Here is a 26344-nt window from a genome sequence, read left to right as displayed (position 1 = left end):
CGCCTGATCGTTCGGTGCAAATGAATGAGGCCGCGGATCCCGGTGTCGGGTTCCGCGGCCTCGAGGTGAGCCGGTGAGTCGGTCTTGTTAGACCGGCCTGCCTCGAGGTGGTATGCCGCGGACTCCGCCATTGGGCTTCGGAGCCGTCATGTCGTGCTTCGCGCTGAACCCAGTGGTCCCCTGAACCCGGATCCCGCGCTGGTCGAGCAGAGCCGCCGAGGTGGCGACGTGAATCTCATCGATACGGACGTTGCTGACACCGGTGGCGTCGGTGCGGGTCTCGTCTTTGCCAGCCGGCTCGGTGCCCCGAACCGTCAGGTCGACCCGGACCGACCCGGTAGCGACGCCCGCGACGCGCGCGGACGGAGCCAGGGCGGCAACCGGGGCAGCCAGAACGGCGGCCGGGACGGAGACCGAAGCGACTGGGACAGAGACGGCGACCAGGTCTTGCGCCAGGGCAGACTCCTGCCACTGCAGCGAGACCGACGGCGGCGCGACGCGGCGCACCGCCAATGTCGACGGGCAGAGAGCAGGCAGCAGCGAGCGCCGCTCCAGGGATGCATAGAGCTTCACGTGTGCCACCTTCTCTCCGCAGACTCGTGGTGTGTCGCCGCCGGCGTTCCGGCGTCGTGTTCGCAGGCTATGCCGTGCCTCAACGGTAGGGCAATCGAATTTCCGGGAAAAGTCCTTGTCACATTTCCAGCTGCCGGGCAACCGGTTGAACCGCTGCCGCGTCGCACCCGTTAATGCTGCTCAGTGCTCCCCGGATACCCATCTCCGATAGGCCCGTCGTGCGTAGCAGACCTTACCGGAGGGACGCCCGCCCGCGTTGCCCCGTTGCGCCCGCGCCGCCGATCGCGCAACACAACCGTTACCTGGCGCGGCCCTCGGCCAGAGCGTCGACCGATGCACCGGCGACGAGCGCGAGGACGTCGTCACCGTAGAGGGTGAGCTTGCGCGGGCCGATCCCGGCGATGACGGCAAGCTCCTCGCGGCGCCCGGGCCGCCGCTCGGCAATGGCCGACAGCGTGACGTCGGTGAAGATGACGAACGCCGGCACCTTCTGGATCGCGGCCAGCCGGGCCCGCCAGTCGACGAGCCGCTCGAACAGCTCCTCGTCGAGATCCGACGGACAGGTGGAGCAGCGGCCCAGCTTGCGGTCGGCGCCGTTGACCAGCCCGGTGCCGCAGACCCGGCACGAGACGGCGATGACCCGCCGGACGCGACCGGCGACGGCCGCCTTGTCCAGGGGCCGCTTCGGATAGCGGGCGTCGGCCGCGTCGGGCGTGGCCGTGGGCACGAACCGGCTGGGCCGCCGCGGACGACCGCCGGGCGTGCGGGCGGAGGCGTGCGACAGCCAGAGGGTGTGCCGGGCGCGGGTGACGCCGACGTACAGCAACCGCCGCTCCTCCTCCACCGCATCCGGCGTCCGGGCGTGAACGACGGGCAGCGTCCCCTCGGCGAGCCCGACGAGGAACACCGCGTCCCACTCCAGCCCCTTGGCCGAGTGCAGCGACGACAGCGTCACCCCCTCGACGGTCGGCACGTGCTGCAGGGCGGCGCGCCGGGAGAGCTCCGTGTTGAACGCGTCGAGGTCGAGGCCGGCCATGCCCTCGGCGAGGTTGACGAGCGCGGCCACCGCCTCCCACCGCTCGCGCTGGGCCCCGCCGGCCGGCGGCGCGTCCGGGCGCCAGCCGACCCGCTCGAGCGCCGTGTGGACCGTCGGCACGAGTCCGTCGACGAACTCTCCGCGGTACGACCGGAGTGCGATCATCGCCTCGCGGACCTCGACCCGGTCGAAGAAGCGCTCGGTGCCGTGCACGACGTAGGGCACCCCGGCCTCGGCGAGGGCCTCCTGGTAGACCTCCGACTGGGCGTTGACCCGGAACAGCACCGCGATCTCGCGCGCCGGAGTGCCGGCGGCGATCAGCTCGGCGCAGCGGGCGGCGACCGCGGCGGCCTCCTCCGGCTCGTCGGCGAAGGTGCGCACGGTGGGCTCCGGGCCGGCCGGGCGCTGGCCGACGAGCTCGAGGCGCAGCCGGGACAGCTCGCCCCGGGCCCGCGAGATCACCGCGTTGGCCAGGCCGACGACCTGCGGGGTCGAGCGGTAGTCGCGGATCAGCCGGACCACGGTCGCGCCGGGGTGGCGGCGCTTGAAGTCGACGAGGTACGACGCGCTGGCCCCGGTGAACGAGTAGATCGTCTGGCTGGCGTCGCCGACCACGGTCACGTCGTCGCGCTCGCCCAGCCAGGCGTCGAGCAGCCGCTGCTGCATCGGGTTGACGTCCTGATACTCGTCGACGACGAAGTGCCGATACTGCGCCCGGACCTGGTCGGCGACGTCGGGGTGCTCCTCGACGGCCCAGATCGCGGCCCGGATCATGTCCTCGAAGTCGATCACGCCCTGGGCGCGCTTGATCCGCTCGTAGTGCGCGTACACCTGGGCGACCTTCGCCGCATCGAACGGCGGCTCGCGCAGCGCCTTGGCCGCCGCCTTGGCGTAGTCGTCCGGCTCGATCAGCGACGCCTTCGCCCACTCGATCTCGCTCGCCAGGTCGCGGGCGACGTCCCGGTCGGTCTTCAGCCCGGCCCGGGTGGCGGCCTGGGTCACCAGGCGGGCCTTGCTGTCGAGCAGTTCGGGCATGTCGCGGCCGGAGAAGAGGCGCGGGGCGAAGTAGCGCACCTGGCGCAGCGCGGCGGCGTGGAACGTGCGAGCCTGCACGCCGTCGGCGCCGAGGCGGCCGAGCCGCTCGCGCATCTCGGCGGCGGCCCGGGCGGTGAACGTGACGGCGAGGACGTGCTGGGCCCGCACCTGCCCGGACCGGACGCGGTGGGCGATGCGGTGGGTGATCGCCCGGGTCTTGCCGGTGCCGGCGCCGGCGAGGATGCACAGCGGCCCGGCCGGCGCGGTCACCGCGATCGCCTGGTCCGGATCCAAGCCGTCCAGGATTGGCCGAGCCAGAATCTCTGAGGAGTCCGCCACAGCTGGACATCATTCCAGCCGGGTACGACGTTATGCGGATTTGCCGTGTGTGACCCCGCCGATGCTTCTGGAGGAACTACCCCATGCTGACCATGTACTCCACCACCTGGTGCGGTTACTGCCACCGCCTCAAGACCCAGATGGACCGGGAGGGCATCCAGTACCAGGTCGTCGACATCGAGCGGAACCCGGAGGCGGCGAAGTTCGTGGAGAGCGTCAACGGTGGCAACCAGACGGTCCCGACGCTGCGCTTCGACGACGGCACCGCGATGACCAACCCGTCGATCGTCCAGGTCAAGAAGCACTTGGAAACCGTCGGTAGCTGATTAGTTGCAAATCCGTTACGGTGGCTTGCGGAATACCCCCATTTGGGGAAGCCGGGATGCCTGGGGAGGCCGGCCACCATGCGGGTTGCTCGTCTGTACGCCGCCGTGCGCAACGCGCCGGAGCGCCCGCGGATCGCCGATCCGGAGCGTCGCCGGCGCATCGCGGACTACCTCGCCGGCGGCACCACCATCGGACACGGCCACGGGCCCGCGGTGCTCCACACCGACGGGCTGTGGCTGTGGCCGGAGCGGTTCGTGGCCGAGGTTCTCGACGACGGCCTGGCCCCCGAGCCCGAGCTGTTGGCCCGCATGCAGGCCCACTCCTACCGGTCGCCGGCCCCGGAGCCCGGCGACCGGCTGACCGACGACGCGCTGCGGGCCTGGCGCGGGGGGCCGCCCCGCGAGCCGCGGCTGCTGATCACGTACTTCGTGCGCGTCGACGAGGAGACGACGCCGGAGCGGCCGCTGTCGCTGCTGCGCCGCACGGTCACCCCGGCCGGCGGCGTGACCGAGGAGGCGATCTGGCGGGACCTGCAGTGGCACCCGACCAACGCCTTCGCCAGCCAGCGCATCGACGACGAGCTGCGCGAGGTCGAGCCCGCGCAGGCCGCCGCCGTGCTGGACCGGTGGTGCGCCGCCTGGCACGCCGAAGCGCTCAGGCGTACAGCCACTGCGTGATGAGGTAGTGCGCGATCGACGCGGGGAACGGCAGCCCGAACTCCTCCGACCCGCCCTCGAGCACCGAGGCGATCTCGGTGCGGCTGAGCCAGCGCGCCTCCGCGATCTCCTCGACGTCGACCGTGATCGCCGCGCCGGCCGTGGCGAGGGCGTGGAAGCCGAGCATGAGCGAGCCCGGGAACGGCCACGGCTGGCTGGCCACGTAGGTGACCTCGCCGACGTGCACGCCGACCTCCTCGAGCACCTCCCGGGCTACCGCCATCTCGGCCGACTCGCCGGGCTCGACGAACCCGGCGAGGGTCGAGAAGCGCGGGACGGTCGCGCCGAGCCGCTTCCACTGGGCGTTGAAGCCGAGCAGGCAGCGCCCGTCCGGGCCGGGCACCCCGTCGTGCACGAGCATGATCACCGCGGGGTCGGTGCGCGGCCAGATCGTCTCCTCGCCGTCCGGGGTCATCCGGACCCAGCCGCCCTGCGCGGCGACCGTGAGCTTGCCGCTGAGCGGGCTGTACGGGTGCCGGGAGTGCCAGTTGGCCAGCGCGACCGACGTGATGAAGAGCCCGGCCGGCAGTTCGGCGAGCACGTGGCCGACCTCGCGCAGGGTGACCCGCTGCGTGCCCTCGAACGGCTCGACGTCGGCGGCGACGGCGAAGTACACCGTGCCGTCCTCGGCCTCACCGAGGAAGAACCGCTCCCCCGCGGGCGCCTGCGCCGGCTCGATCAGCACCAGCTCGGGCGGCTCGCCGGGGCGCACGAGGATGTGGCCGTCGTCGACGACCACCACCCGCGCGCGCTCCCACGCGGCGGCGAGCCAGGCCTCGTCCAGCCGCCGGTGGGCCGCCCGGTCGAGCGGCCCATGGGCGAACGGCGGGTGCGTCTGCCGGACGGTCGTCACGACCGCACGACGGGGACGAGTGCGGCCAGCGAGGGCTCGACCTTCGCCGCGTCGCCGAGCACCACGGCGGCGGCCTTGGCCGGGGCCAGGTACTTCGCGGCGGCCGCGGCCACCTCCTCCTTGCCGGCCTTGGCCAGCCGGGCGGCGTGCTCGGCCAGGTAGTCCAGCCGCAGGCCGAAGCCCGCGTAGGTGGACACCAGGCCGGCCAGGCCGGCCTGCGTGGACATGCCGAGCTGCAGGGTGCCCAGCGCGTACTGCCGGGCCTGCTCCAGCTCGTCGTCCTTCGGCGGCAGCGACGCGATCCGCCCGAGCTCGTACAGCGTCTCCAGCAGCGCCGGGCCGGTCACGTCGGTGGCCACCTCGGCGGAGAGCACGAGCGCGGAGCCCGCGACCGCGTGCTCGACGAGGGAGTGCGGGCCGTACGTGTACCCCTTGTCCTCGCGGATGTTCTCGACCCAGCGGGAGGAGAAGTATCCGCCGAAGACCAGGTTGGCCAGCTGCAGCGCGGCGTGGTCCGGGTGCTGGCGGGAGACCGCCGGCAGGGCCAGGCGCAGCGAGGACTGCACCGAGTCGGGCCGGTCGACCAGGGTCAGCGGGCCCGGCTCCAGCGCGGGCGCGGGCGGGAGCTCGGCCAGCACGCCGCCGCCGTTCCACTTGCCGAGCATCCGCTCGGCGGCCGCGATGGCCTGCTCCGGCTCGAGGTCGCCGACGATGACGAGGGTCGCCCCGGCCGGGTGCACCCGCTCGCCGTGCAGCGTGCGCAGCTGGTCGGGGTCGACCGCCTCGACCTGCTCCGGCGTGGGGGTCTGCACCGCGTACGGGTGGGCGCCGTACATCCGCTTGAGCAGCGCGACCCGGGCCAGGTGGCTGGGCTGGCTCTGCGCGACGCGGATCCGGTCGACCAGGCGGCCGCGCTCGGTGTCGACCTCCTCGCCCGGGTACGCCGCGTCGGTGAGCACCTCGGAGAGGATGTCCAGCAGCCGGTCGAGGCCGTCGACGAGGGAGTTGCCGGAGATCAGCAGCCGGTCGGGGTCGGCGCCGGCGGACAGCCCGCCGCCGACCTTCTGCAGCTCGGCGGCGATGCCGACGGTCGACATGGTCGACGTGCCGGACAGCACCGTCTGGGTGAGCAGCGCGGCCCGGGCGAGGTCGGCCTGGGCGAAGGGCACCCGCAGCCGTACCTCGGCCAGCGGCACCGACGAGCGCCGCAGGGCGATCACGGTCAGGCCGTTGTCCAGCGTCTGCTCGACGCTGTTCGGCAGCTTGAGCGCCCGGTTGGGCCCGAGGACGGGCAGGGCGCGCGACGGGGTGGTCACAGTCACTTGGCTCCTCCGGCGATGACCTCGACCGCGGCCCGGCGCGACGGGACGAGCGTCCCGGCCGCGGCCACGATCTGCTCCTCGGTGACGTCACCGATCAGCGTGTGCAGCCGGTTGAGCAGCTCCGGCTCGCTGCGCTGCTGCTCCAGCAGCGCCATCTGCAGCGCCCGGCCGAGCACCGCGTCGGTGTCGCGCAGCAGGTGGGTCGCCATGCGCGCCTGCGTGCGGCTCAGCTCGTCCGGCGCCAGCCCGTCGGTGGCGATCCGCGCGCACTCCTCCTCGATGCTGCGCAGGACCTTGTCCACGTCGCCGCCCGGGGGGAGGTGGGCCTGCAGCAGCAGGGCCGTGGGGTCGCGCACGGCGAACGGTTCGCCCATGAAGCCGATGTACCCCCCGACGCTGGTCGCCGACCGGTCGCGCAGCACCAGCCGCTCGACGAGGCGGGACGCGTCTCCGTCGGTGAGGACCTCGGCGAGTACCACATAAGGCAGATAGCCGTCGAGATCGCTGATCGGGTCGGGCACCCGCCAGCCGGCCGCGACCGCCGGGAGCGGCGCCAGCCGGTCGGTGTAGGAGGAGCGGCGCTCCGCCGTGAGGTCCGGCTCGGCGAAGTCCGGGCGGACCGGGGCGGAGCGGGCCGGCACGTCGCCGAAGTGCCGCTCGATCAGCTCGGTCGCCACGGCCACGTCGAAGTCGCCGGCGACCGCGAGCACCGCGTTGCCGCAGGCGTAGTAGCGGTCGAAGAAGTCGGCGGCGTCGGCGACGGTCGCCGACTCGAGGTCCTCGAACGAGCCGTACCCGTCGTGGGCGTTGGCGAACGTGTCGAACATGACCGGGGGCAGGCGCAGCCAGGGGAACCCGCCGTAGGGCCGGTTGAGCACGTTGACCCGGATCTCCTCCTTGACCACGTCGATCTGGTTCTGGAGGTTCTCCTCGGTCAGCCGCGGCGCGCGCATGCGGTCGGCCTCGAGGAACAGCGCCCGCTCGAGGGCGTTGGAGGGCAGCGTCTCGTAGTAGTCGGTGTAGTCGAAGTGCGTCGAGCCGTTGAACGTGCCGCCGGAGCCCTGCACGTGGCGGAAGTGGGCGAGCTTCTCGAGGTTTTCCGAACCCTGGAACATGAGGTGCTCGAACAGGTGGGCGAAGCCGGTGCGGCCCTGCGGCTCCGATCGTATGCCGACGTCGTAGACCACCGACACGCCGACGACCGGCGCCGCGCGGTCTGGGGTCAGCACCACCCTTAAGCCGTTGGGCAGGGTGAAGCGCTCGACGGGGTACTTGGAAGCCGGGATCCGCACAGCGGGGCTACGACTGGACACCCACCGAATCTACTTCGTCCCGCGCCGAAATCCGGATCCGGCGTTCGGCAACGCCCGCATAGGCCACCAACCCGGCGATCACCGCGACCAGCGGCAGGGCCAGCAGCCAGCCGTATTGCCCCCGCGAGCGGGGCGGCGGCGGCGCCGTGACGACCGGCGCGGGGGCCGGCGACGCGCCGGCGCCCGAAGGCCGGGACGAGGGTGAGGGCGAGGGTGCCGGCAACCGCCTGGTGAGAGCCTGGACGAGGTCGAGGCGGCCGAGTCCGTACTCCGGATCGACCCCCTTCGCGCCCGCGTCCACGGCGGTCAGGGTGAGCCGCCGCACGATGTCGGCGATCCTGTCGTCCGGGTAGGCGGAGCGCACCAGCGCGATCGCCCCGGCGAGCAGGCCCGGCGAGGCGCTGCCGTCGTCGACGCGGTATCGGTTGCCGCTGTTCGTGGTCATGATCTGGAACCCGGGCACGCCCAGGCCGAGGCGGCGCCCGCTGGTCGACTGCACCCGCACGTCACCCGCGCGGCTGAGCGGGACGGCGGCGAACACGCCCTCATAGGCGGCCGGGTAGGGCTCGAACTCGCGGCCGGGCTGGTCGCCGTCGGCGGCCACGACGACCGCGTCGGCGTCGCGGGCGTCGCGGATCGCCTGGGCGAGCTTGTCGCTGCCGGCCACCGAGTAGCCCACGACGATCACCCTCGCGCGCTGCGAGATGGCGAGCTCGATGCCGGCGGCCAGCTCGTCGGCGCTCGGCGCCCGGTCGGCGGGCGCGTCGACCACGACGGGCAGCACCTTCGCGCCGGGGGCCACGCCGACGATGCCGTCGCCGTGCCCCTCGCCGTGGCCCTGGCCGGCGATGGCGCCGGCGAGCGCGGTGCCGTGGCCGTCGGCGTCGATGCCGAGCGCCGGGGCCGGCGACTCGTCGCTGCGGCCGGCGACGAAGACCGGGTCGAGCACGGCGCCGGCGAGGTCGTCGTGGGCCCGGTCGACGCCGCGGTCGACGATCGCGACCGTGACGCCCTCGCCGCGGGTGTGCTGGTTGGCCTCGGCGACGTTGAGGTACCGCAGATGCCACTCATCGTCGCGAATGACGTCCGCCCGGGCGGGGACCCCAGGTAACGCCACCGCGGCGACGATCCCGACCGCCACCGCCGCGAGCCTCTGCCTCATGCGCGATAGCGTGCCCGATCGACGCAAGCCACGCCACCTGGGCAGCTCAGACGGGTCGGATGCTCTCCGGCGCCTCGTCGGCGACGTAGTCGTACTGACGGTGCGTGTCGGGGATGGACACGTACAGGATCGCCGCCTCGGGCTTGCCGAGGTCCACCAGCGCGATCGAGACGAGCTCGCTCTTGGCCTGCAGCCCCGGCGAGCTGAAGTGCAGCCGGAACTTCAGCAGCCGGGCCGGGCGCCCGCCGAGCGTCAGGTCCTTGGCCGAGATCTGCTCGAGCTGGTTGCCCTTGGGGTAGAAGCTGACCCGCACGTCCGCGGCGATCTGGTCGCCCACGCAGTGCAGGTCGAGCACCATGCCGTCGTTGACCGCGGCCGGCACGTGCCCGGACAGGATGGTGGCGTGGTAGTCGTTGCCCTGCCCGTCGTAGTCGGGCTCGGTGACGAAGTCCTGCCCGATCCGGTACGTGATCTTGAGTTCACCCTGGTCGCGCCAGTTCTGCAGCAGCGATCGCCAGGGTGTGCCGTACTGCTTGTAGCTGATCCCGGACTCGGAGTCGACGGTCCGCGGCCCCGCCGGCACGTCGCCGCCGCCCTGGTTGGGGTTGTCCGGCGGGATCGTCGGCGGCGGGCAGCGCCGGGCCAGCTCCGGCCGCGTGTCGCTGGGCGCCTGGGCCTGCCGGTTGAACAGCCCGCCGGGCGTACGGGCGTTGTCGGTCAGCACCGACACGAGGATCACGATGAGCCCGATCGCGACGACGAGCACGGCGCCGCCGCCGAGCCACTTGAGGATCCGCTGGTTGCGCTTGATCGGGTCGTCGTCGCCGTCGCCCGGCCCGCCGAAGAGCACGTCGGGCGGCGGCGGGGGCGGCGGCGTGCCCAGCCGCGAGACCCGCCCGGAGGCATAACCGGGCGCGACGCGCACAGAAGGACCCGGCCCGCCCTCGGAGGGCACGGCCGGGGTCGCGGGCGGCGCCGGCGCGATCACGGTCTGCGTGTCCGGCTCGGCCCAGGGCGAACGCTGCTCGGTCATGTCATGCCCAGTGTCGCAGCCGCGCCTGGCGGTTACCAGCAGCCCCCGTCAAGGTTGCCTGGGAACCGCCCTCACGGCTGCACCTGTACGGGCACGTGCACCTGGGTGACGTGCGGGAATCGCGGCCCCTCGGCCCAGGCGACCGGCCCGAGGACGATGAGCGCGACGGTAACGACCCCGGCGGTGGCGACCCCGACCACCAGGGCGACTTCGCGAACGTGCGGTGCCTGCATCCTGCGCACTCCCCCTCGCATGCCCTCTAGGACAGCTTGGGCGACCGAAAGGTTCCACCGACACCCGGCTGTCGGAACCTTGCCAATTCATTGAGCTTCAGTCCGACAGTTTTCAGGACTGAGGCACGGCGGTGATCAGGGCGAGCAGACCCTGCTCGTCCAGGAGGTCGGCGGGGCGGACCGTCTCGCCGCTGCGGACGTAGAAGAACCCCGCGCCGACCTGCGACAGCGGGACGCTGCGCAGCTCCGACCAGGCCAGGCGGTACGCCGCGAGCTGCACGGCCGCGGCCGTCGCGTCGGGCCCGGCCGGGCGGGCGCCCGTCTTCCAGTCGACCACGTCGTAGCGGCCGTCCGGGTAGCGGTACACGGCGTCCATGCGGCCGCGCACCACCACGCCGGCGATCACCGTGGCGAACGGGACCTCGACGTCCACGGGTACCAGATCCGCCCAGACGCTTTCGAGGAAACGGGCCTGCAGGTCGCTCAGGGCCGCGTCCGGGGCGGCGCCCTCGTCCGCGGCGCCCGGGAGCTCGTCGAGGTCGAGCAGGCGTTCGGCCCGGAAGCGCTGCTCCAGCCAGTGGTGGAACGCGGTGCCGCGGCGGGCGTACGGGTCCGGGCGCGACGGCAGGGGGCGGCGCAGCGTGCGGGCCAGGCGCTGCGGATCGCGGCGCAGGGCGACGAGCTGGGACACCGACAGGTGGCCGGGGAGGGAGACGTCGACCGCTGCGTCGGCGCGCGGCGCGAGGCGGGCGCGCTCGGCGAGCAGCAGTTCGGTCTCCTCGGACCAGCGGCGGGCCAGCGGGTCGGCCACGTCGAAGGGCCCGGCCGCGCGGACGAGGTCCGCGGCCGCCTCCAGCAGCGGGCGGCGGTGGCCGAGCGGGTCGGCCGGCCAGCTGGCGCTCGGCACGTCCAGGGCGGTCGGGTTCTGGGCGTCGGCCTCGGGCTTGGGGGCCCAGGCGTCGACCGCGCCGGCGCCGGCCAGGCAGCGCTCGCGGATCTCCTCGAGGAAGACCGACGGGCCGCGGGCCCGCTTGACGCCCTCGCCCCACCAGTACCCGCTGGCCAGCAGCAGGCGGCGGGGGCGGGTCACGGCGACGTACGCCAGCCGCCGCTCCTCCCGGATGTCGTGCTCGCGCCAGTCGCGGGTGAACGTCTCGAGCGCGCCGACCACGCCCTTGACGTCGGTGACCGCGGACAGGTCCAGGGCGGGCAGGCCGGCGTGGTCGCCGCGCAGCGGGAACGGGAGCACGCCGAGGCCGCGCAGCCAGTGGTCGCCGGCGTTGCTCGCGCCGGGGAAGACGTCGGCGCACAGGCCGGCGACGGCCACGACGTCCCACTCGAGGCCCTTCGCGGCGTGCGCGGTCAGGATCTGCACCGCGCCCTCGACGACCTCGACCTCGCCGGGCGCCAGTCCGCGTTCCTCGTTCTCCGCGGCCGCCAGGAACGCCAGGAACGCGCTCAGCGTGGCGCCCTCGGACTCCGAGGCGAAGCGGGCGGCGATGTTGCTGAACGCGTCGAGATGGCCGCGGGCCAGGCCGGCGTCGCCCGGGCGGGCGGCGACCTCGACGTCGAGCCCGGTGACCCGCTCGATGTCGGCGATGAGGTCGGGCAGCGGCTGGTCGAGGCGGCGGCGCAAAGCGCGCAGCTCGGTGCCGAGGCGGGCGAAGCGGCGGTGGCCCTCGGTGGAGTACCGCTCCGGGTCGCCGAGGTCGTCGAGCGCCTCGACGAGTACCGCCTCGTCCAGGCGGTCGGCGAGTTCCGGTTCGGCGGCGTCGTCGCCGTGGCGGCGGGCGGCGGCGAGCGAGCGGGCCCGGCGGTAGAGGGCGACGAGGTCGCGCGGGCCGATCCGCCAGCGCGGGCCGGTCAGGATGCGCAGCAGCGCGGCGCCTTCGGCCGGGTCGGCGAGCACCCGCATGATGCTGACGACGTCGCGTACCTCGGGCGTGTCGAGCAGCCCGCCGAGGCCCACGACCTCGACCGGCAGGCCGCGCGAGCGCAGCGCGTTCTCCAGCGCCGGAATCTGGGCCCGGGTGCGGACCAGGATCGCGGTCGACGGGCGGTCCTCGACGGGGATGTCGTAGGGGAACGTGTCCGGGTCGACCTTGGCCGCCTGCCGCCACGAGGCGAGGACCCGGTCGGCGACCCAGGCCGCCTCCTCGGTGAACGTGTCGAGCAGCGCGCAGTGCACGGTCGCGGTGGAGGCGGGCTCGGCGAGTACGTCGGCCGGGGCCAGCTCCTGCACCCGGGCGCCGGAGGAGCGCAGCGGGGCCGACAGCGCGTTGGCGACGTCGAGGATCTCCGGGCGGTTGCGCCAGCTCGTGGTCAGCGACAGCACCGGGGCCGGCGGGAACTCCACCGGGAACCGGTCCAGCGTGCCGGCGGAGGCGCCGCGCCAGCCGTAGATCGACTGGCAGGGGTCGCCGACGGCCGTGACCGGGTGCCCGTCGCCGAACAGCGCCCGCAGCAGCACGACCTGGGCGTGGGAGGTGTCCTGGTACTCGTCCAGCAGCACGACCCGGAACCGGTCGCGCTCGACCTGCCCGACCTCGGGGTGGGCCACCGCGACGCGGGCCGCCCGGGACAGCTGGTCGCCGAAGTCCATGGCCTCCAGCAGCGCTTTTTTCTCGGTGTACTGCCGGATGAGCGGCAAAAGCTGCAGGCGCGCCTGCTGGCGGGAGAGCACGTCGCGCACCGGCTTGGCCATCTTGCCGGTCTTGCCGCTCACCTCGGCGAAGAAGCGGCCGGTCCAGGCGGCCACGTCCGCCGGTTCGCGCAGGTGCTCGGCGAGGTCGCCGGCCAGGTGCAGCACAGCGTCGACGACGGTCGAGGGCGCCGAGGAGACCGCGGTCATGTCGCCGTCGTAGGCGCGCACGACCGCGTCGGCGAGCTGCCAGCACGCGGCCTCGGTGAGCAGCCGGGTCGACGGCTCGTAGCCGGCCCGCACCCCGTGCTCGCGCACGACCCGGGCCGCGTAGGAGTGGTACGTGGCGACGCTCGGCTCGCCGGCGATGAGGTCGTCGCGGCCGAGGCGGCGGACCAGCTGGCCGAGGCGCTGGCGGATGCGGTGCGACAGCTCGCCGGCCGCCTTGCGGGTGAACGTGAGGCCGAGGACCTGCTCGGGGCGCACGTGCCCGTTCGCGACCAGCCATACGACCCGGGCCGCCATCGTCTCGGTCTTGCCCGACCCGGCGCCGGCGACGACGAGCATCGGCCCGACCGGCGCCTCGATCACGTCCGCCTGCTGCCTGGTCGGCGGGGGCAGGCGCAGGAGCTTTGCCAGTTCCAGCGGGGTCATGTGACCTGGCGGCCTTTGCCGGAAACGGGGCACGAGGTCTTCACGGGGCAGACCCGGCACTTGTTGTTGACCACGGCGCTGAACGTGGAGGCGGCCATCGTCCGGGCCGTGCGCTGCACGAGCGCGCGGGCCCAGTTGGGGTCGTCGGCCTCGCCGAGGGGCGGCTGCACCTGTTCGCGGGCGGTGTTGGTGTCGCCGCCCAGCTGTACCAGGGAGGCCCCACCGGCGATCGTGGACTCCTCGAACGCGCCCAGCTCGATCGCCGCCTGGTACGCGGCCAGCTGCGGGTGCTCGGCCAGGTTGGCGTTGGCCGGGATCGACTTGCCGGTCTTGAGGTCGACGACCACGAGCCGGCCCTGCTCGTCCAGCTCGAGCCGGTCGACCCGCCCCTTGATCTCGACCGGCGCCTCGGGGTCGGCCAGCTCGACGAGGAAGTCCTGCTCGATCGCGACGAGCCGGCGCGGGTTGCCGGCCAGCCAGCCGATGAGCTTGTCGAGCATGGTCTCGGCCCGGTCGCGCTCCCGGCCGGCGAGCCAGCGCGCGGAGAGCTCGATCGCGTCGAAGCGGTCGGCCACGTACGCCACCAGCTGCGCCCGGTCGGCGCTCGCGTCCGCGGCCAGCATCGCCGCGGCGTGCACCAGGTTGCCGATGGACTGCTCCGGCGACGGGGTCAGCGCGCCGCCGTGGCGCTCCAGCAGCCAGCGCAGGCTGCACCGCTCGACGCTCTCCACGGTCGACGGGGTGACCTGCACCGGCTCGCCGTCGTCGACCAGCGGCCGGTCGTCGGACAGGGCCGGCAGCCCCCACCACGAGTCCGGGTCGGCGCCGGGCACTCCCTCGGCGGCCAGCCGGGCGAGCAGCCCGGCGGCCGCCGCCCGGCGGTCCTCGGGCGCGTCGGGGTCGACGAGCGCCATGCGCAGCTCGGCCACCAGCGTCGGCAGCGTCAGCGGCCGGGGCGGCTCGAAGCCGGGCTGGTCGTCGTCGAGGTTGAGCTCGGTGAGGAACCGGCTGGGCTGCTCCTCGCCGTCGCCGGAGGCCACGGCGGTGACCAGCACCTCCTCGCGGGCCCGGGAGATCGCGACGTAGAACAGCCGCCGCTCCTCGTCCAGCAGGGCCGAGAGCCGCCCGACCGTCTCCATCGCGCGACCGGCGAGGACCTCGACGAGCAGCTCGGAGCCGAGCACGCTGCCGCGCAGGCGCAGGTCGGGCCAGACGCCCTCCTGGACGCCGGCGATCGCGACGACGTCCCACTCCAGCCCCTTGGCGGCGTGCGCGGTCAGGATGCGCACGGCGTCGCCGCGGTCGGCCGAGGGCGCCAGGTTGTCGGCCGGCAGGTCCTGGCCCTCGACGTGGTCGAGGAACACGTCGGTGCCGGCGCCGGGCAGCCGGTCGGTGAAGCGGGCCGCGGCGTCGAACAGCGACACGACGGCGTCGAGGTCACGGTCGGCGGCCGCCCCGCGGTGCCCGCCGCGCGCGCTCAGCGCCGACCACCGATCCGCCAGGCCGCTGCCCTGCCACACCGCCCACAGCACCTCCTCGGCGGTCGCGCCCGGGCGCGCGGCGGCGTCGCGGGCCCGCTGCAGCAGCCCGGCCACGGCTCGCGCCGGCGCCGCCCAGCGCCGCTCGACCATGGCCAGCTCGGCCGGGTCGCGCAGCGCGGCGAGCAGCAGCACGCCGGACGGGCGCCGGTCCCCGGCGGCGAGCGCGAGCGCCCGCAGGCCCTGCCGCAGCCGCCGCTCGGCGAGCGGGTCGGCGCCGCCCAGGGGCGAGTGCAGCAGCGCGACGGCGGCGTCCTCGTCGAGCCGGGCGCCGTCCAGCGCGCAGCGCAGCAGGAGCAGCAGCGGGGCGATCGCCGGCTGCAGGTGCAGCGGCAGATCCTCGGACTCGGTCGTCGTCGGTACCCCGGCCGAGTGCAGCGCCCGCTGCAGCGGCGCCAGCTGCCGCGCGGTCGAGCGCACCACGACCGCCATGCGCGCCCACGGGATGCCGCGCAACAGGTGTGCCTCGCGTAGGCGGTGCGCGATGAACGCGGCCTCGCTCGTCTCCGACGCGAACGTGCGCGTCTCGGCGCTGCCGCCCGGCCGCTGCGCAAGCATCGCCCGGTGCCGCGACGGCCCGCGCAGCCGCGCCGCGACCCGCCCGACCGGCGCCAGCAGCCCCTCGCCGAGCCGCCGCGAGTGCGGGAGCGTCACCTGTACGGCGCCGGGGAACCGCAGCTCGAAGTCCCCGACGACGGCCGGGTCGGCGCCGCGGAAGGCGAACGTCGAGGAGTCCGGGTCGGCGAGGGCGACGAGGTGCTTGCCGTGGCCGGCGACCAGCTCCAGCAGCTCGACCTGGGCCGGGTCGGTGTCGGGGAGTTCGTCGACGTACACGTACGAAAGCCGCCGCCGCTCCTTCTCCAGCAGCTCCGGGTCGTCGGCCAGCATTCCGGCCGCGGCCCGGACCAGCTCGGCGTAGTCGTAGGCGACCGACCCGCGCCCGGTGGCGTCGCGCAGGGCGAGCACCTGGAGGTACTCCCGGAAGAACTCCGCCGCCGCGCCCCAGTCGGCCCGCCGGTGGATCTTGGCCAGCTCCGCCAGCCCCGCCGGCCCGACGCCGCGCTCCACGGCCCGCAGCAGCAGGTCGCGCAGCTCGGTCGCGAACGCGCGGGTGTTGAGCGCGCCGCGCAGCGACTCCGGCCACGGCGCCGCCGACTCGGCGAGCAGCTCGCGGATGACCAGGTCCTGCTCGGGCCCGGTCAGCAGCCGCGGCGAGGCCTCGCCACGCTCGACGGCGGCGCGGCGCAGCAGCCCGAACGCGTACCCGTGGAACGTCCGCACCATCGGCTCGGCCGTCGTGCGGATGTCCGCGGCCCGCCCGAGCCGCGCCTCGATGCGGTCGCGCAGCCGGACGGCCCCCCGCCGGCCGAACGTCAGCACGAGGATGCCTTCGGGGTCGCCGCCCTCGGCCACGCGGGCGGCGACCGACTCGACCAGGGCGCTCGTCTTGCCGGTGCCGGGGCCGCCGATGACGAGCAGCGGGCCCTTGGTGTGCTCGATGATCAGGCGCTGCCAGGGGTCGGCGAAGACCGGGACGGCCGGGGCCGGGGGGCGGCGCACGAGCCGGTAGGCACGGCGCGACCCCGCGGGGGAAGCAGTCGCGGTCACGCGGTTATGCAATCACGCGGCGCGCCGATTTCCCGCATCGTTCACCGCGCGCCCATCGTCGGGTTGCAGTTCACACCCATGTCGGCGCCGTCGGCGCCTCGCTCTTCGCGGATATGTCCGCCACTTCGTGACGGACATATCCGACATTTCGGTTATGCGCCGTTCGCACTTCTGCGACGTTGTGTCCCTTTACGGCGTTGTCGCCCCTTCGCGGCGTTGTCGCCCCTTCGCGGCGTGCTCGCCCCTTCGCGGCGTGCTCGCCCCTTCGCGGCGTGCTCGCCCCTTCGCGGCGTTTTATTCCCTTCGCGGCGTTGTCGACTTTGCGGCGTTGTCGCCCTTATGCGGCGTTGTCGTCCTTATGCGGCGTTGTCGTCCTTATGCGGCACTGCAAGACCGCCCCTCCCGCGAGCCCGCGCGAAGCCGTCAGCCGCGCGTCGCGCGGCTGACGCTCGGCCGTGCCCGGCGCGGTCAGCCCCGCCGGCGCAGTGCCAGCCGCCCATCGCCAACCCACGCAGCGCCGCCAACCACGCCACGCGCAGCGGTCCCGCCGCCAACCACGCCACGCGCAGCGGCGCCCGGCCCCGTCCGGCGCCGCCAGCCCGCGCCACACCGCCAACCGCCCAGCGGCCAGCGCGCAGCGCCGCCAGTCCACGCACAGCGCAGCGCTCCCGGCGTCGCCAATCCGCGCCGCGACACCATGCCGCGCGGCAGCGCCTGCAGCAGGCGCGGCGTTTTTCGGCTTACGCCCCGATCAGCGCCGCTTCGACCAGATCGAGCGATTCGCCCACCTCGCGCGACGTCAGCAGCATCGACATCGCCTCGGGCCGGACGAACTCCTGACTGGTCACGCCGCGCAGCCAGTCGAGCAGGCCGCGGTAGAACCCGTCGGCGTCGAGCAGCAGCAGCGGCTTGCGGTGCAGGTTGAGCATGGCCGTGGTCCAGACCTCGAACAGCTCGTCCAGCGTGCCGAGGCCGCCGGGCAGCGTGATGAACGCGTCGGCCCGGTCGATCATCAGCGTCTTGCGCACTCCCATGCCGTCGGTGACCACGAGCTCGTCGGCCTTGGTGTCGGCCACCTCGAGGTCGACCAGCGACTGGGGGATCACGCCGTACGTGCGCGCGCCGCCGGCCCGGGCGCCGTCGGCCACCGCGCCCATCATGCCGACGCAGCCGCCGCCGGAGACGAGCTCGTGGCCCCGGCGGCCGATCTCGACCCCGAGGTCGTACGCGAGGTCCAGCCAGCGCTGCTCGAGCCGCTGCGACGAGGCGCAGAACACACCGATCGCCGCCACGTCAGCTTCCCCCGCCCGACTTGGCGTCGTCGAGGTGCTCGGCCGCCTCGCGGATGTGCGCGACGACGGCGTCGACGTCGTCGGTGAGGTACAACAGCTGGAGATCCTCCGGGCCGATCTTGCCGTCCGGGAGCATGGTGCCCTTGATCCAGTCGAGGAGCCCCTGCCAGTAGGCGACGCCCATCAGCACGACCGGGAAGCGCGTGACCTTGCGCGTCTGGACCAGCGTCACCGCTTCGAACAGCTCGTCGAGCGTGCCGAAGCCGCCGGGCAGGACGACGAACGCCTGCGCGTACTTGACGAACATGGTCTTGCGGGCGAAGAAGTACCGGAAGTCGATGCCGATGTCGACCCAGTCGTTCAGGCCCTGCTCGAACGGCAGCTCGATGCCCAGCCCGACCGAGAGCCCGCCGGCGTCGGCGACGCCCTTGTTCGCGGCCTCCATGACGCCCGGCCCGCCGCCGGTGATCACGGCATATCCGGCCCGGGCGAGCGCACCGCCGAGCTGCTCCCCCATCGTGTACTCCGGGCTGTCCGGCTTGCTGCGCGCCGAACCGAACACGCTCACGGCCGGGGGCAGGTCGGCCAGGGTGTCGAAGCCCTCGACGAACTCGCTGAGGATGCGCAGCGCCCGCCACGCGTCCTTGGTCTTCCACTCGTGCCGCAGGTGCGAGTCGAGCAGCCGCTGATCGGCGGTGCTCGGCGGGATCGCGTCGCGTCGCAGCGTCACCATTCCCCGATGCCGCTCCCGCGGCCGGCTGCGCTTGGGCTCGCTCATGCCCGTTACGGTACGTCGATCACCCTCGGCGGGGCTCGCCAGCCCGCCTTTCGCGTGGTGCAATGCGACCCGCGCCACGGCGATCGGACGGCTCCGGTAAGAAATCGGGAGCGGACGACAACGTTCGCCCCTACGGTCGCGGTCCTACCCGATATACCGGTTGGCAGGACGTGGGGGTGTGACCGGGATGACACGATCGGAGCAGGACCGCCAGAAGCGGCAGATGAACCGGCGGATCCGCGAGGTGCTCGCGGTCCGCCGCATGATGCGCCAGCTCGACCCGGCGGCCGAGGAGCCGGCGCCGGACCCGGTCTGAACCGGCCTCAGGCGTCGCCGCGCAGCCAGCGGCGCATCACCTCGGCGCCCTCGACGATCTTGTCCAGCTCGACGTGCTCGTCCTGCTTGTGGGCGAGGTTGGGGTCGCCGGGGCCGAAGTTGAGGCCCGGGATGCCCAGCGCGGCGAACCGGGCCACGTCGGTCCAGCCCAGCTTCGCGCGCGGCGGTCGGCCGGTGGCGGCCAGCAGCTCCTGGGCCGCCGGGTTGTCCAGGCCGGGCAGCGCGCCGGGGGCCGAGTCGACGAACTCCAGGTCGAAGCCGTCGAAGACCTCGCGCACGTGCGCCTCGGCCGCGGCCTCGTCACGGTCGGGCGCGAAGCGGAAGTTGACCTCGATCACGCACTCGTCGGGGATCACGTTGCCGGCCACGCCGCCGGCGATGCGCACGGCGTTGAGGCCTTCGTGGTACTCGCAGCCGTCGATGGTGACGGTGCGGTCGCGGTACCGCTGCAGGCGCTCCAGGATCGGGGCGGCCTTGTGGATCGCGTTCTCGCCGAGCCACGACCGGGCCGAGTGCGCGCGCTTGCCACTCGTGCGCACCAGCACGCGCTGCGTCCCCTGGCATCCGGCCTCGATCAGGCCGTGGGTCGGCTCCAGCAGTACCGCAAAGGAAGCATCGGTCAGCAGGTGCGGCCGCGTGTCGGCGAGGATCCGCAGGCCGTTGCGCGCCGAGTCGACCTCTTCGCACTCGTAGAAGACGTACGTCACATCGTGGCGGGGCGCGGCCTCCGTCACGGCCAGGTGCAGCGCGATCGCCGTGCCGGCCTTCATGTCGGACGTGCCGCAGCCCCAGATGAGCCCGTCCTCGGTGCGCGACGGGAAGTTGTCGTGCAGCGGCACCGTGTCGAGGTGCCCGGCGAGCACCACGCGCTCGGGCCGGTCGAGCTCGCTGCGCGCGACGATCGTGTGCCCGAAGCGCTCCACCTTGAGGTCCGTGCCGGCGAGCGCCTCCTCGACGCGGTCGGCGATCTCGGCCTCGTTGCCGGAGACCGACTCGATGTCGACGAGGGCGCGGGTCAGGGCGACGGGATCGGCGAGGACTTCGCGGGTGAGCATGGCTCTGACACTAGATGGGGTAGCGTTCGCTCACGTGACGACCGCCTACATCGACTCGCCCGCGTGGGGCCTGGGCCTGGCCACCGTGGCCGCCAACGGCCAGGTACTCGACGTCTGGTTCCCCACCGGCCGCCTTGGCCTCGGCGCCGTTCCCGCCGACGTTTCCGGCATTTCAGACATTTCTGACAAGTCCGAACCGGTCCGGGTCGAGATCCAGTCGCTCGGCGACGCGCCGACGAGCACGGCCGACGTGTACCTGCGCCTGCACCTGCTCTCGCACCGCCTCATCCGGCCCCACCAGGCCAACCTCGACGGGCAGTTCGGCCTGCTGGCCAACGTCGCCTGGACCTCGGCCGGCCCGTGCCTGCCCGACGAGGTCGACGAGCTGCGCCTGAGCGAGCGGCGGGCCGGGCGCCGGCTGAACGTGTTCGGCGTGGACAAGTTCCCGCGGATGGTCGACTACGTGACGCCGTCGGGCGTGCGCATCGCCGACGCCGACCGGGTCCGCCTCGGCGCCCACCTGGCGCCCGGCACCACCGTGATGCACGAGGGCTTCGTCAACTTCAACGCCGGCACGCTGGGCACGTCGATGGTCGAGGGCCGCATCTCGGCCGGCGTCGTCGTCGGCGACGGCACCGACGTGGGCGGCGGCTCCTCGATCATGGGCACGCTGTCCGGCGGCGGCAAGGAGACGATCAGCCTCGGTGAGCGCTGCCTGCTCGGCGCCAACGCGGGCATCGGCATCTCGCTCGGCGACGACTGCGTGGTCGAGGCCGGCTGCTACATCACCGCCGGCTCGAAGCTCACCCTGCCCGACGGACGGGTGGTGAAGGCGCGCGAGCTGTCCGGCCTGAGCAACCTGCTCTTCATCCGCAACTCGGTGTCCGGCCGCCTCGAGGTGCGCGAGCGCCAGGGCCGCGGCATCGAGCTCAACGCCGCGCTGCACGCCAACTGATCCGCGGGCCGGCGGCCTTCCACCTCAGAGGCGGGAGGCCGCCGACTCGACGCGCTCGTCCGTCGCGGTGAACGCCACCCGGATGTGCCGCTCGCCGGCCGGGCCGTAGAAGGCGCCGGGCGCGGCCAGGATGCCCCGCTCGGCCAGCCAGTCGACCGTGGACCAGGAGTCTTCGCCGCGGGACAGCCAGAGGTACAACCCGGCCTCGGAATGCTCGACCGAGAACCCGGCCCGCTCGAACGCCCCGCGCAGGATCTCCCGCCGCCGGGAGTAGCGCTCGCGCTGCTTGGCGACGTGGCCCTCGTCGCCCAGCGCCGCGACCATGGCGGCCTGGACGGGCTGGGGCACGATCATGCCCGCGTGCTTGCGCACGGCGAGGATCTCGTCGACCAGGGCGGGGTCGCCGGCGAGGAAGCCCGCGCGATACCCGGCGAGGTTCGACCGCTTCGAGAGCGAGTGCACGGCGAGCACGTTGTCGAACACCCCGTCGCACACGGACAGGATCGACACCGGGGACGCCTCCCACGGCAGCGGCAGGTAGCACTCGTCGCTGACCACGATCGCGCCGCGCTCACGCGCCCACTGCACGACCTTGCGCAGGTGCGCCTCCGGCAGCACCCGGCCCGTCGGGTTGGACGGCGAGTTGACCCAGACCATGCTCACCCGCGCCGGCCCGAGCGCGGTCAGCGAGTCCGCGCGCACGACCTTGGCGCCGGACAGCTGCACGCCGACCTCGTACGTCGGGTAGCACACCCCCGGAATCACCACCGTGTCGGCGGGGCCGAGCCCCAGCAGCGTGGGCAGCCAGGCGACCAGCTCCTTCGAGCCGATCGTGGGCAGCACGCCGAACGCGTCCGAGCCGGGCCCGCACCAGCGGGTCACCCAGCCGCGGATCGCCTCGCGAAGCTGCGGCGTGCCGGCCGTGAGCGGATACCCGGGCGCGTCGGACGCCTCGGCCAGCGCCGCGCGGATGAGCGCCGGCACCGGGTCGACCGGCGTGCCGATCGACAGGTCGACGAGCCCGTCCGGATGCCGAGCGGCGGCGGCCTTCGCGGGCTCGAGCCGGTCCCACGGGAAATCCGGTAGCCCGGCCGCCAGTGCGCGCCGGGCTCCTGCAGCAACGGTGCCGGTCAGTGGTCGTGCTCCTGCGGCGGGAGGCCGGCCACGAACGCGGCGTCCTTCTCGATCTTGCCGACCTTCGACGCGCCGCCGGGCGAGCCCAGCTCGTCGAAGAAGGTGTAGTTGGCGCCGACGAAGTCCTTCCACTTCTCCGGGACGTCGTCCTCGTAGAAGATCGCCTCGACCGGGCACACCGGCTCGCAGGCGCCGCAGTCCACGCATTCGTCGGGGTGGATGTAGAGCATGCGGTTGCCCTCGTAGATGCAGTCGACAGGGCACTCTTCGATGCAGGCCTTGTCGAGCAGGTCTACGCAAGGTTCGGCGATGATGTAAGTCACGGGTCGCCCTCTTTCGCGCCTGAGGCTGCCAGCCTGGGCTGGCAAACCCCGCCGCATCCCTACCGCGGCGGTACGAGCCTAGTATCCAGGTTCACGGGAGGTCGATCGTGCTCGGGCCACAACACGTGGGACAGCGCGTCGTCGTGCGCCGATTCGTCGGGATGCGAGACGCTCGGCCCGTGTTTTCGGACATTCTGGGCCACCTGCTCGAAGCGACCGAGACGCATCTCACAGTGCGTGCCCGCTCGGGCGCCGTCCGCGTTCCAATCAATGAGATCGTCCGCGCCAAGCCGGTCCCGCCTCGCCGCCGTTTCACCCCGACGGAGTCCCTCGAATCCGCCGCCGCGAAGGGCTGGCCCGCGGCGGAGCGCGGTGAACTCGGCGACTGGATCTTGCGCGCGACGGACGGCTGGACTCAGCGCGCCAACTCGGCCCTCGCCGTCGGCGACCCCGACCTTCCCCTGCCCGAGGCGATCGACTTCGTTCAACAATGGTACCGCGACCGCTCGCTCGTCCCCGCCATGAGCGTCCCGTTGCCGCTGTTCAAGCGCGTCGACGACGAACTGTCGCGCCGCGGCTGGACCGCCAACCCGCTCACCCAGGTGATGACGGTGGGCCTTGCGGAGCTGATCGAGACCCTGTCCCGGGCCGGCGCCACCCAGATCGAGCTGACCGAGTCACCGTCCGCGGAATGGCTCACGGCCGTGGGCGGCCGCAAGGGCCCGCTGCCCGCCAAGGCCGTGGGCGTCCTCACCGGGGTCCCCCACGTCCGGTTCGCCAGTTGGTACGCCGAGGACGGCCCCCTCATGGCCACCGCCCGCGGCTGCGTGGCCGACGACGACTCCCGCTGGCTGGGCCTGTCCCTGATCGGCGTGGACGAGCGCTACCGCCGCCGGGGCCTGGCCCAGTCCCTGATGCTGTCCCTGGCCGAATGGGCCGCAACCTTGGGCGCCCGGGACGTCTACTTGCAGGTGGAGCAGCGCAACACGGCAGCCGTCAGCCTGTACGAGCGCCTGGGCTTCACCGTGCACCACGTCTACGCGACGCGCCGCCTGCTCGTTTCCCCTTAGCGACGGACAATCTTGCGCGGCTTGGTGCCGGCCCGCTCGATGTACCGTTTCCAGGACTGCGAACGATAATCGAGCCCGGTGGTCATCAATAGCAGAAGCCCGACCACGGCCCCGATCGCGGAGAGCCCGACGAAGTAGAAGAACTGCCGAAAAACGAGCCCGACCCCGTTGCTGAACGGCCCGACCCCGGACACGAACGGCCCGATGAGCACGGCGAACAGGCACGCGACGACAACGGCCAGCCCGAGCTCGGCAACGACGCGAATCATCGGCACCCGCCGCCCGTACCAGAACGCGACCGGAATCATCACCGCGCCGACCGCGAACAGCGCCCAGAGCCCGATGGTGATCTGCTTGGCATCATCGTCCCCGGCCGCGAACCGCACCACGAGCCGCGCGATGACATTGACCAGGAAAAGGCCCGCCGCAACCAGCCCGACCGGCAGCCATCGCTCCTTCATCGCACGCCTCCCGTTACCCGCGACCCGTTTCAGTCCGCCACCTCACCCGCGGCGCGGAAACGTGTCTACTCGCCCACACTGCACGGCGCAACCCCCATCGCCTCGGAGTTCCCTGGATCCCGCCGCGGCGCTCATTCCCCTCCCGATTTCACCCCGCCGGCATCGCCCTTGCTTTCCACTCGCCACCGCCCATTTCACTCCCCTCGCGCCACACACCTCTCGAAGCGCGCCGCGGCACTCGACCACAGCCCCGCGGCGCGGCCTGACGCGGCGGACCCGAGGCAGCACGCGCAGAGGACCCGGCAGCCGGAGGGATGCAGCGCGGAGGCGGTCCGCCCGACCCGCCACGCCCGACGCTGCGCACGACTCGCCCGATGCGACGCCCCGATCTAGCACCCTTGCAGCGCGCCGTCACAGCGCGTGCGGGGCGTTCGCGACGCGGAGCGGAGCGGCCGACGCAGCCCGCAGGCGTCGGCGAGTCCGGTTCCACTGGCGCTCGGCTTCCACTGGCGCTCGGCCGGTGCAGCACCCGTGCAGCGCGCCGTCGCAGCAGGGGCTCGGCCGACCCATCCGACCCGGCCCGCCCGATGGCGCGGCGCGAAGGGCACGGCCAGACCCGCCCGCCGCGGCGAGGCGGGAGGCGGCGGCGCGGCGTTTCGCTAGTTGCCGTCCGGATTCGAGGCGGCCGGCCGATCCCGAGGCGGCCTGACGACGCGATGGCGCAGCGTCGAAATGTACATCCCGACCGCGAACGCCAGCGGCCCGGCGAACAGCGTCAACAGCCCGACCCAGTTGTCCTGGGTGATGATGAGGTCCCCCTCGCTCGTACGCCCGGCCGCCAGGAACCACAGCACGCACCAGACAGCGGCCGGCAGCAGGGCGGCGAGCCGGCGCTTGGTCGTCGTGAACGCGAACCAGCCCAGCACCGGGTTGGTCACCACCGCCATGACCAGGGACACCGGGACCCGTACGCCGCCGATCCGCAGCGGGGAATACAACGCCTCGATGATCGCCAGCGCGCCGGCCAGCAGCGTCGCGACGATCAGCCCGGCGACACTGATCGCGATGTCGAGGACCTTCTCCAGCTCCGGCGACATCGAGCTCCGCGTGGCCCCATCGTCAGGCATTCCCCCTTCGGGCCAGACGAGCCCGGATTCGGGGGCAACGCCCGAAATGTCCGAACCTTCCGGCGTTGCTGCGCCATCCGTCAGCGTCCAGCCACCACTAGGCACGGCCGAACCGCTACCGCTCGACGCCCCGGCGCCCGACAGCGGCTCGCCACGACCCGGCGCCACGGTCCCCGGCGAAGCCGCAGCGCCATTCGACGTCGCGGCGCCATTCGACGTCGCGGCACCCGATGGCAGCGCGGCACCGTCCGTCGTCCCGGCAACCGATGGCAGCGCGGCACCGTTCGACGTCCCGGCACCCGGCGGGCCCACGGCGTCGATCGGGGCGGGCGGGCCGCCCGGAGCCAGACCGGCAACCGAGCGAGGCCGCGGCCGCGAAGACCCCTTGCGCTTCGTCGTCACGATGACCCGGACTCCCCCGCCGCGCCGCCCAGCGCGGCCGTCTCCAACACCGCGGCCGGCACGCGCGGCTCCGCTGCCCGGGGCGTGTCCACGTCGAGGCCGGCGAACAGGTCTTCCTCCCAGCCGTGCGGGCCGACGCCGGGGCCTTTCGTGCCGCGCGCCAGCTGGTAGTACTCGACGCCCATGAACTCGGCGCCGAAGTTGCCCGCGATCGAGAACAGCCACGACGAATGCGGGATCTGCGTGGCGTGGGCCTTCAGGGCGGCGGTCTTCTCCTCCGCGTACTCATGGGCGTCCACCCGCGCGGCGATGTCCGCGTCCGCGGTGCCGAACGGCAGGTCCTCCGGGTGCTCGATCTCCGCGAACGGGTTGTCGGAGGAGTCGCGGAACTCCCGCATGCCGGCTTCCAGGACGCTGCGGGGCACTGCGGTCCAGTACACCTTCTCGGGCGCTATCCCCTCGGCCTCGGCCAGCTCGACGGCGCGGGTCAGCACGCGGTGGGCCTGGATGTGGTCGGGGTGGCCGTAGAAGCCGTTGGGGTCGTAGGTGACCGCGACCTGCGGGCGGGTCTCGCGGATCACCTCGAGCAGCTCACGGGCGGCGGTGTCGAGGTCGGCGCCCCAGAAGGCGCGCGGGTGCTTGTTGGCGGGCGTGTCCATCATGCCGGAGTCCCGGTAGCGGCCCGCCCCGCCGAGGAAGCGGTGGTCGCTCACGCCCAGGTGGCGACAGGCCTGCTCGAGCTCGGCGATCCGGTAGCCGCCCAGCTGGTCGCCCGCGGCGGCGGCGATGCCGGCCAGCGCGGGCACGTGGATCTCACCCTCCTCACCCAGCGTGCAGGTGACCAGGGTGACACGGGCGCCGGCGGCGGCGTAGCGGGCCATCGTGGCTCCGGTCCCCATCGACTCGTCGTCGGGGTGTGCATGGACGAACAGGATGCTCCGAGCGGTCACGTGGGCAACTCTACGGCGTACCTCTGACACTTCTTCGAAGCACCACGATCCGTGTAACCGGGCGGCCACCGCGAGTGA

General features: G+C 73.2%; 23 protein-coding genes. 5 read left to right on the top strand and 18 right to left on the bottom strand.

Annotation, left to right across the window (positions count from 1 at the left end; all coding sequences use genetic code 11):
* Positions 1-87: 87 nt before the first annotated feature.
* Complete coding sequence (locus ACQEVU_RS56040) at positions 88-573, bottom strand: hypothetical protein (protein WP_433339397.1); 486 nt, start codon at positions 571-573, stop codon at positions 88-90.
* A 298-nt stretch (positions 574-871) separates the two neighbouring features.
* A complete protein-coding gene (locus ACQEVU_RS56035) occupies positions 872-2965 on the bottom strand; it encodes an ATP-dependent DNA helicase UvrD2 (protein ID WP_433339781.1) in 2094 nt (697 codons plus the stop codon).
* A gap of 101 nt (positions 2966-3066) precedes the next feature.
* Here ACQEVU_RS56035 and ACQEVU_RS56030 point away from each other — a divergent pair, with 101 nt between their 5' ends.
* Both ACQEVU_RS56030 and ACQEVU_RS56025 read left to right on the top strand, forming a co-directional pair.
* Positions 3067-3309 carry a mycoredoxin gene (locus tag ACQEVU_RS56030; RefSeq protein WP_433339396.1) on the top strand — a complete coding sequence of 81 codons (243 nt, stop codon included), beginning with the start codon at positions 3067-3069 and terminating at the stop codon, positions 3307-3309.
* A gap of 78 nt (positions 3310-3387) precedes the next feature.
* A complete protein-coding gene (locus ACQEVU_RS56025) occupies positions 3388-3987 on the top strand; it encodes a hypothetical protein (RefSeq protein WP_433339395.1) in 600 nt (199 codons plus the stop codon).
* Here ACQEVU_RS56025 and nudC read toward each other — a convergent pair.
* The 10 genes from nudC to ACQEVU_RS55975 form a co-directional block, all read right to left on the bottom strand.
* On the bottom strand, positions 3965-4879 hold the full coding sequence (gene nudC, locus ACQEVU_RS56020; protein WP_433339394.1) for an NAD(+) diphosphatase: 915 nt from the start codon (positions 4877-4879) through the stop codon (positions 3965-3967). The two genes, ACQEVU_RS56025 and nudC, sit on opposite strands and share 23 nt — an antisense overlap.
* Positions 4876-6201, bottom strand: coding sequence for a M16 family metallopeptidase (locus tag ACQEVU_RS56015; protein WP_433339393.1), 1326 nt, complete (start codon positions 6199-6201; stop codon positions 4876-4878). Before ACQEVU_RS56015 ends, nudC begins: the two co-directional genes overlap by 4 nt.
* Positions 6198-7514 (bottom strand): M16 family metallopeptidase, encoded by a 1317-nt coding sequence (locus ACQEVU_RS56010; RefSeq protein ID WP_433339392.1) that lies wholly within the window; start codon positions 7512-7514, stop codon positions 6198-6200. The genes ACQEVU_RS56015 and ACQEVU_RS56010 overlap by 4 nt, the downstream gene beginning before the upstream one ends.
* Positions 7501-8676 carry a S8 family serine peptidase gene (locus ACQEVU_RS56005; RefSeq protein WP_433339391.1) on the bottom strand — a complete coding sequence of 392 codons (1176 nt, stop codon included), beginning with the start codon at positions 8674-8676 and terminating at the stop codon, positions 7501-7503. Before ACQEVU_RS56005 ends, ACQEVU_RS56010 begins: the two co-directional genes overlap by 14 nt.
* Positions 8677-8722: 46 nt before the next feature.
* The gene (locus ACQEVU_RS56000) at positions 8723-9709 is read right to left on the bottom strand and encodes a hypothetical protein (RefSeq protein WP_433339390.1); all 987 of its coding nucleotides are present in this window, start codon (positions 9707-9709) and stop codon (positions 8723-8725) included.
* Positions 9710-9780: 71 nt separating this feature from the next.
* The gene (locus tag ACQEVU_RS55995) at positions 9781-9942 is read right to left on the bottom strand and encodes a hypothetical protein (protein ID WP_433339389.1); all 162 of its coding nucleotides are present in this window, start codon (positions 9940-9942) and stop codon (positions 9781-9783) included.
* A gap of 112 nt (positions 9943-10054) precedes the next feature.
* A complete protein-coding gene (locus tag ACQEVU_RS55990; protein ID WP_433339780.1) occupies positions 10055-13288 on the bottom strand; it encodes an ATP-dependent helicase in 3234 nt (1077 codons plus the stop codon).
* Entirely contained in the window at positions 13234-16383 is a 3150-nt protein-coding gene (locus ACQEVU_RS55985) for an ATP-dependent helicase (protein WP_433339388.1), read from the bottom strand. The genes ACQEVU_RS55990 and ACQEVU_RS55985 overlap by 55 nt, the downstream gene beginning before the upstream one ends.
* A gap of 740 nt (positions 16384-17123) precedes the next feature.
* Positions 17124-17675: a TIGR00730 family Rossman fold protein gene (locus ACQEVU_RS55980; RefSeq protein ID WP_433339387.1), complete on the bottom strand. Its 552-nt coding sequence runs from the start codon at positions 17673-17675 to the stop codon at positions 17124-17126.
* 1 nt (position 17676) lies between these two features.
* The gene (locus ACQEVU_RS55975; RefSeq protein WP_433339386.1) at positions 17677-18453 is read right to left on the bottom strand and encodes a TIGR00730 family Rossman fold protein; all 777 of its coding nucleotides are present in this window, start codon (positions 18451-18453) and stop codon (positions 17677-17679) included.
* Positions 18454-18640: 187 nt separating this feature from the next.
* Here ACQEVU_RS55975 and ACQEVU_RS55970 point away from each other — a divergent pair, with 187 nt between their 5' ends.
* Positions 18641-18769, top strand: coding sequence for a hypothetical protein (locus ACQEVU_RS55970; RefSeq protein ID WP_433339385.1), 129 nt, complete (start codon positions 18641-18643; stop codon positions 18767-18769).
* 7 nt (positions 18770-18776) lie between these two features.
* Here the strand turns inward: ACQEVU_RS55970 and dapE are convergent, their stop codons facing one another.
* On the bottom strand, positions 18777-19844 hold the full coding sequence (gene dapE / locus ACQEVU_RS55965; RefSeq protein WP_433339384.1) for a succinyl-diaminopimelate desuccinylase: 1068 nt from the start codon (positions 19842-19844) through the stop codon (positions 18777-18779).
* Positions 19845-19878: 34 nt separating this feature from the next.
* Here dapE and dapD point away from each other — a divergent pair, with 34 nt between their 5' ends.
* Positions 19879-20799 (top strand): 2,3,4,5-tetrahydropyridine-2,6-dicarboxylate N-succinyltransferase, encoded by a 921-nt coding sequence (gene dapD / locus ACQEVU_RS55960; protein WP_433339383.1) that lies wholly within the window; start codon positions 19879-19881, stop codon positions 20797-20799.
* A gap of 24 nt (positions 20800-20823) precedes the next feature.
* On the opposite strand, the gene dapC is transcribed toward dapD, so the two are convergent.
* Together dapC and fdxA are read right to left on the bottom strand one after the other, a co-directional pair.
* Positions 20824-21933, bottom strand: coding sequence for a succinyldiaminopimelate transaminase (dapC, locus tag ACQEVU_RS55955; protein ID WP_433339779.1), 1110 nt, complete (start codon positions 21931-21933; stop codon positions 20824-20826).
* The gene (fdxA, locus tag ACQEVU_RS55950) at positions 21930-22256 is read right to left on the bottom strand and encodes a ferredoxin (protein WP_433339382.1); all 327 of its coding nucleotides are present in this window, start codon (positions 22254-22256) and stop codon (positions 21930-21932) included. Before fdxA ends, dapC begins: the two co-directional genes overlap by 4 nt.
* A 107-nt stretch (positions 22257-22363) precedes the next feature.
* Here fdxA and ACQEVU_RS55945 point away from each other — a divergent pair, with 107 nt between their 5' ends.
* Positions 22364-23326 (top strand): GNAT family N-acetyltransferase, encoded by a 963-nt coding sequence (locus ACQEVU_RS55945; protein WP_433339381.1) that lies wholly within the window; start codon positions 22364-22366, stop codon positions 23324-23326.
* On the opposite strand, the gene ACQEVU_RS55940 is transcribed toward ACQEVU_RS55945, so the two are convergent.
* The 3 genes from ACQEVU_RS55940 to mshB form a co-directional block, all read right to left on the bottom strand.
* Complete coding sequence (locus ACQEVU_RS55940) at positions 23323-23787, bottom strand: hypothetical protein (protein ID WP_433339380.1); 465 nt, start codon at positions 23785-23787, stop codon at positions 23323-23325. The two genes, ACQEVU_RS55945 and ACQEVU_RS55940, sit on opposite strands and share 4 nt — an antisense overlap.
* 659 nt (positions 23788-24446) lie before the next feature.
* Positions 24447-25316, bottom strand: a complete 870-nt coding sequence (locus ACQEVU_RS55935) for a hypothetical protein (RefSeq protein ID WP_433339379.1) — start codon at positions 25314-25316, stop codon at positions 24447-24449.
* Positions 25313-26266: an N-acetyl-1-D-myo-inositol-2-amino-2-deoxy-alpha-D-glucopyranoside deacetylase gene (mshB, locus tag ACQEVU_RS55930; RefSeq protein ID WP_433339378.1), complete on the bottom strand. Its 954-nt coding sequence runs from the start codon at positions 26264-26266 to the stop codon at positions 25313-25315. The genes ACQEVU_RS55935 and mshB overlap by 4 nt, the downstream gene beginning before the upstream one ends.
* Between the last annotated feature and the right edge of the window lie 78 nt (positions 26267-26344).

The sequence above is a fragment of the Dactylosporangium sp. CA-139066 genome (genome assembly GCF_050936175.1).
Lineage (GTDB): Bacteria > Actinomycetota > Actinomycetes > Mycobacteriales > Micromonosporaceae > Dactylosporangium.
The sequence above is the reverse complement of the archived record's forward strand: the minus strand, read 5'-3'. Positions and strand labels throughout refer to the sequence as shown.

Coding starts and splice junctions, on each gene's coding strand:
- ACQEVU_RS55975 (WP_433339386.1), bottom strand. CDS start 18,453: ATGAGCGAGCCCAAGCGCAGCCGGCCGCGGGAGCGGCATCGGGGAATG.
- ACQEVU_RS55970 (WP_433339385.1), top strand. CDS start 18,641: ATGACACGATCGGAGCAGGACCGCCAGAAGCGGCAGATGAACCGGCGG.
- ACQEVU_RS55995 (WP_433339389.1), bottom strand. CDS start 9,942: ATGCAGGCACCGCACGTTCGCGAAGTCGCCCTGGTGGTCGGGGTCGCC.
- ACQEVU_RS56025 (WP_433339395.1), top strand. CDS start 3,388: ATGCGGGTTGCTCGTCTGTACGCCGCCGTGCGCAACGCGCCGGAGCGC.
- dapE (WP_433339384.1), bottom strand. CDS start 19,844: ATGCTCACCCGCGAAGTCCTCGCCGATCCCGTCGCCCTGACCCGCGCC.
- ACQEVU_RS56030 (WP_433339396.1), top strand. CDS start 3,067: ATGCTGACCATGTACTCCACCACCTGGTGCGGTTACTGCCACCGCCTC.
- ACQEVU_RS56000 (WP_433339390.1), bottom strand. CDS start 9,709: ATGACCGAGCAGCGTTCGCCCTGGGCCGAGCCGGACACGCAGACCGTG.
- ACQEVU_RS55940 (WP_433339380.1), bottom strand. CDS start 23,787: ATGAAGGAGCGATGGCTGCCGGTCGGGCTGGTTGCGGCGGGCCTTTTC.
- ACQEVU_RS56005 (WP_433339391.1), bottom strand. CDS start 8,676: ATGAGGCAGAGGCTCGCGGCGGTGGCGGTCGGGATCGTCGCCGCGGTG.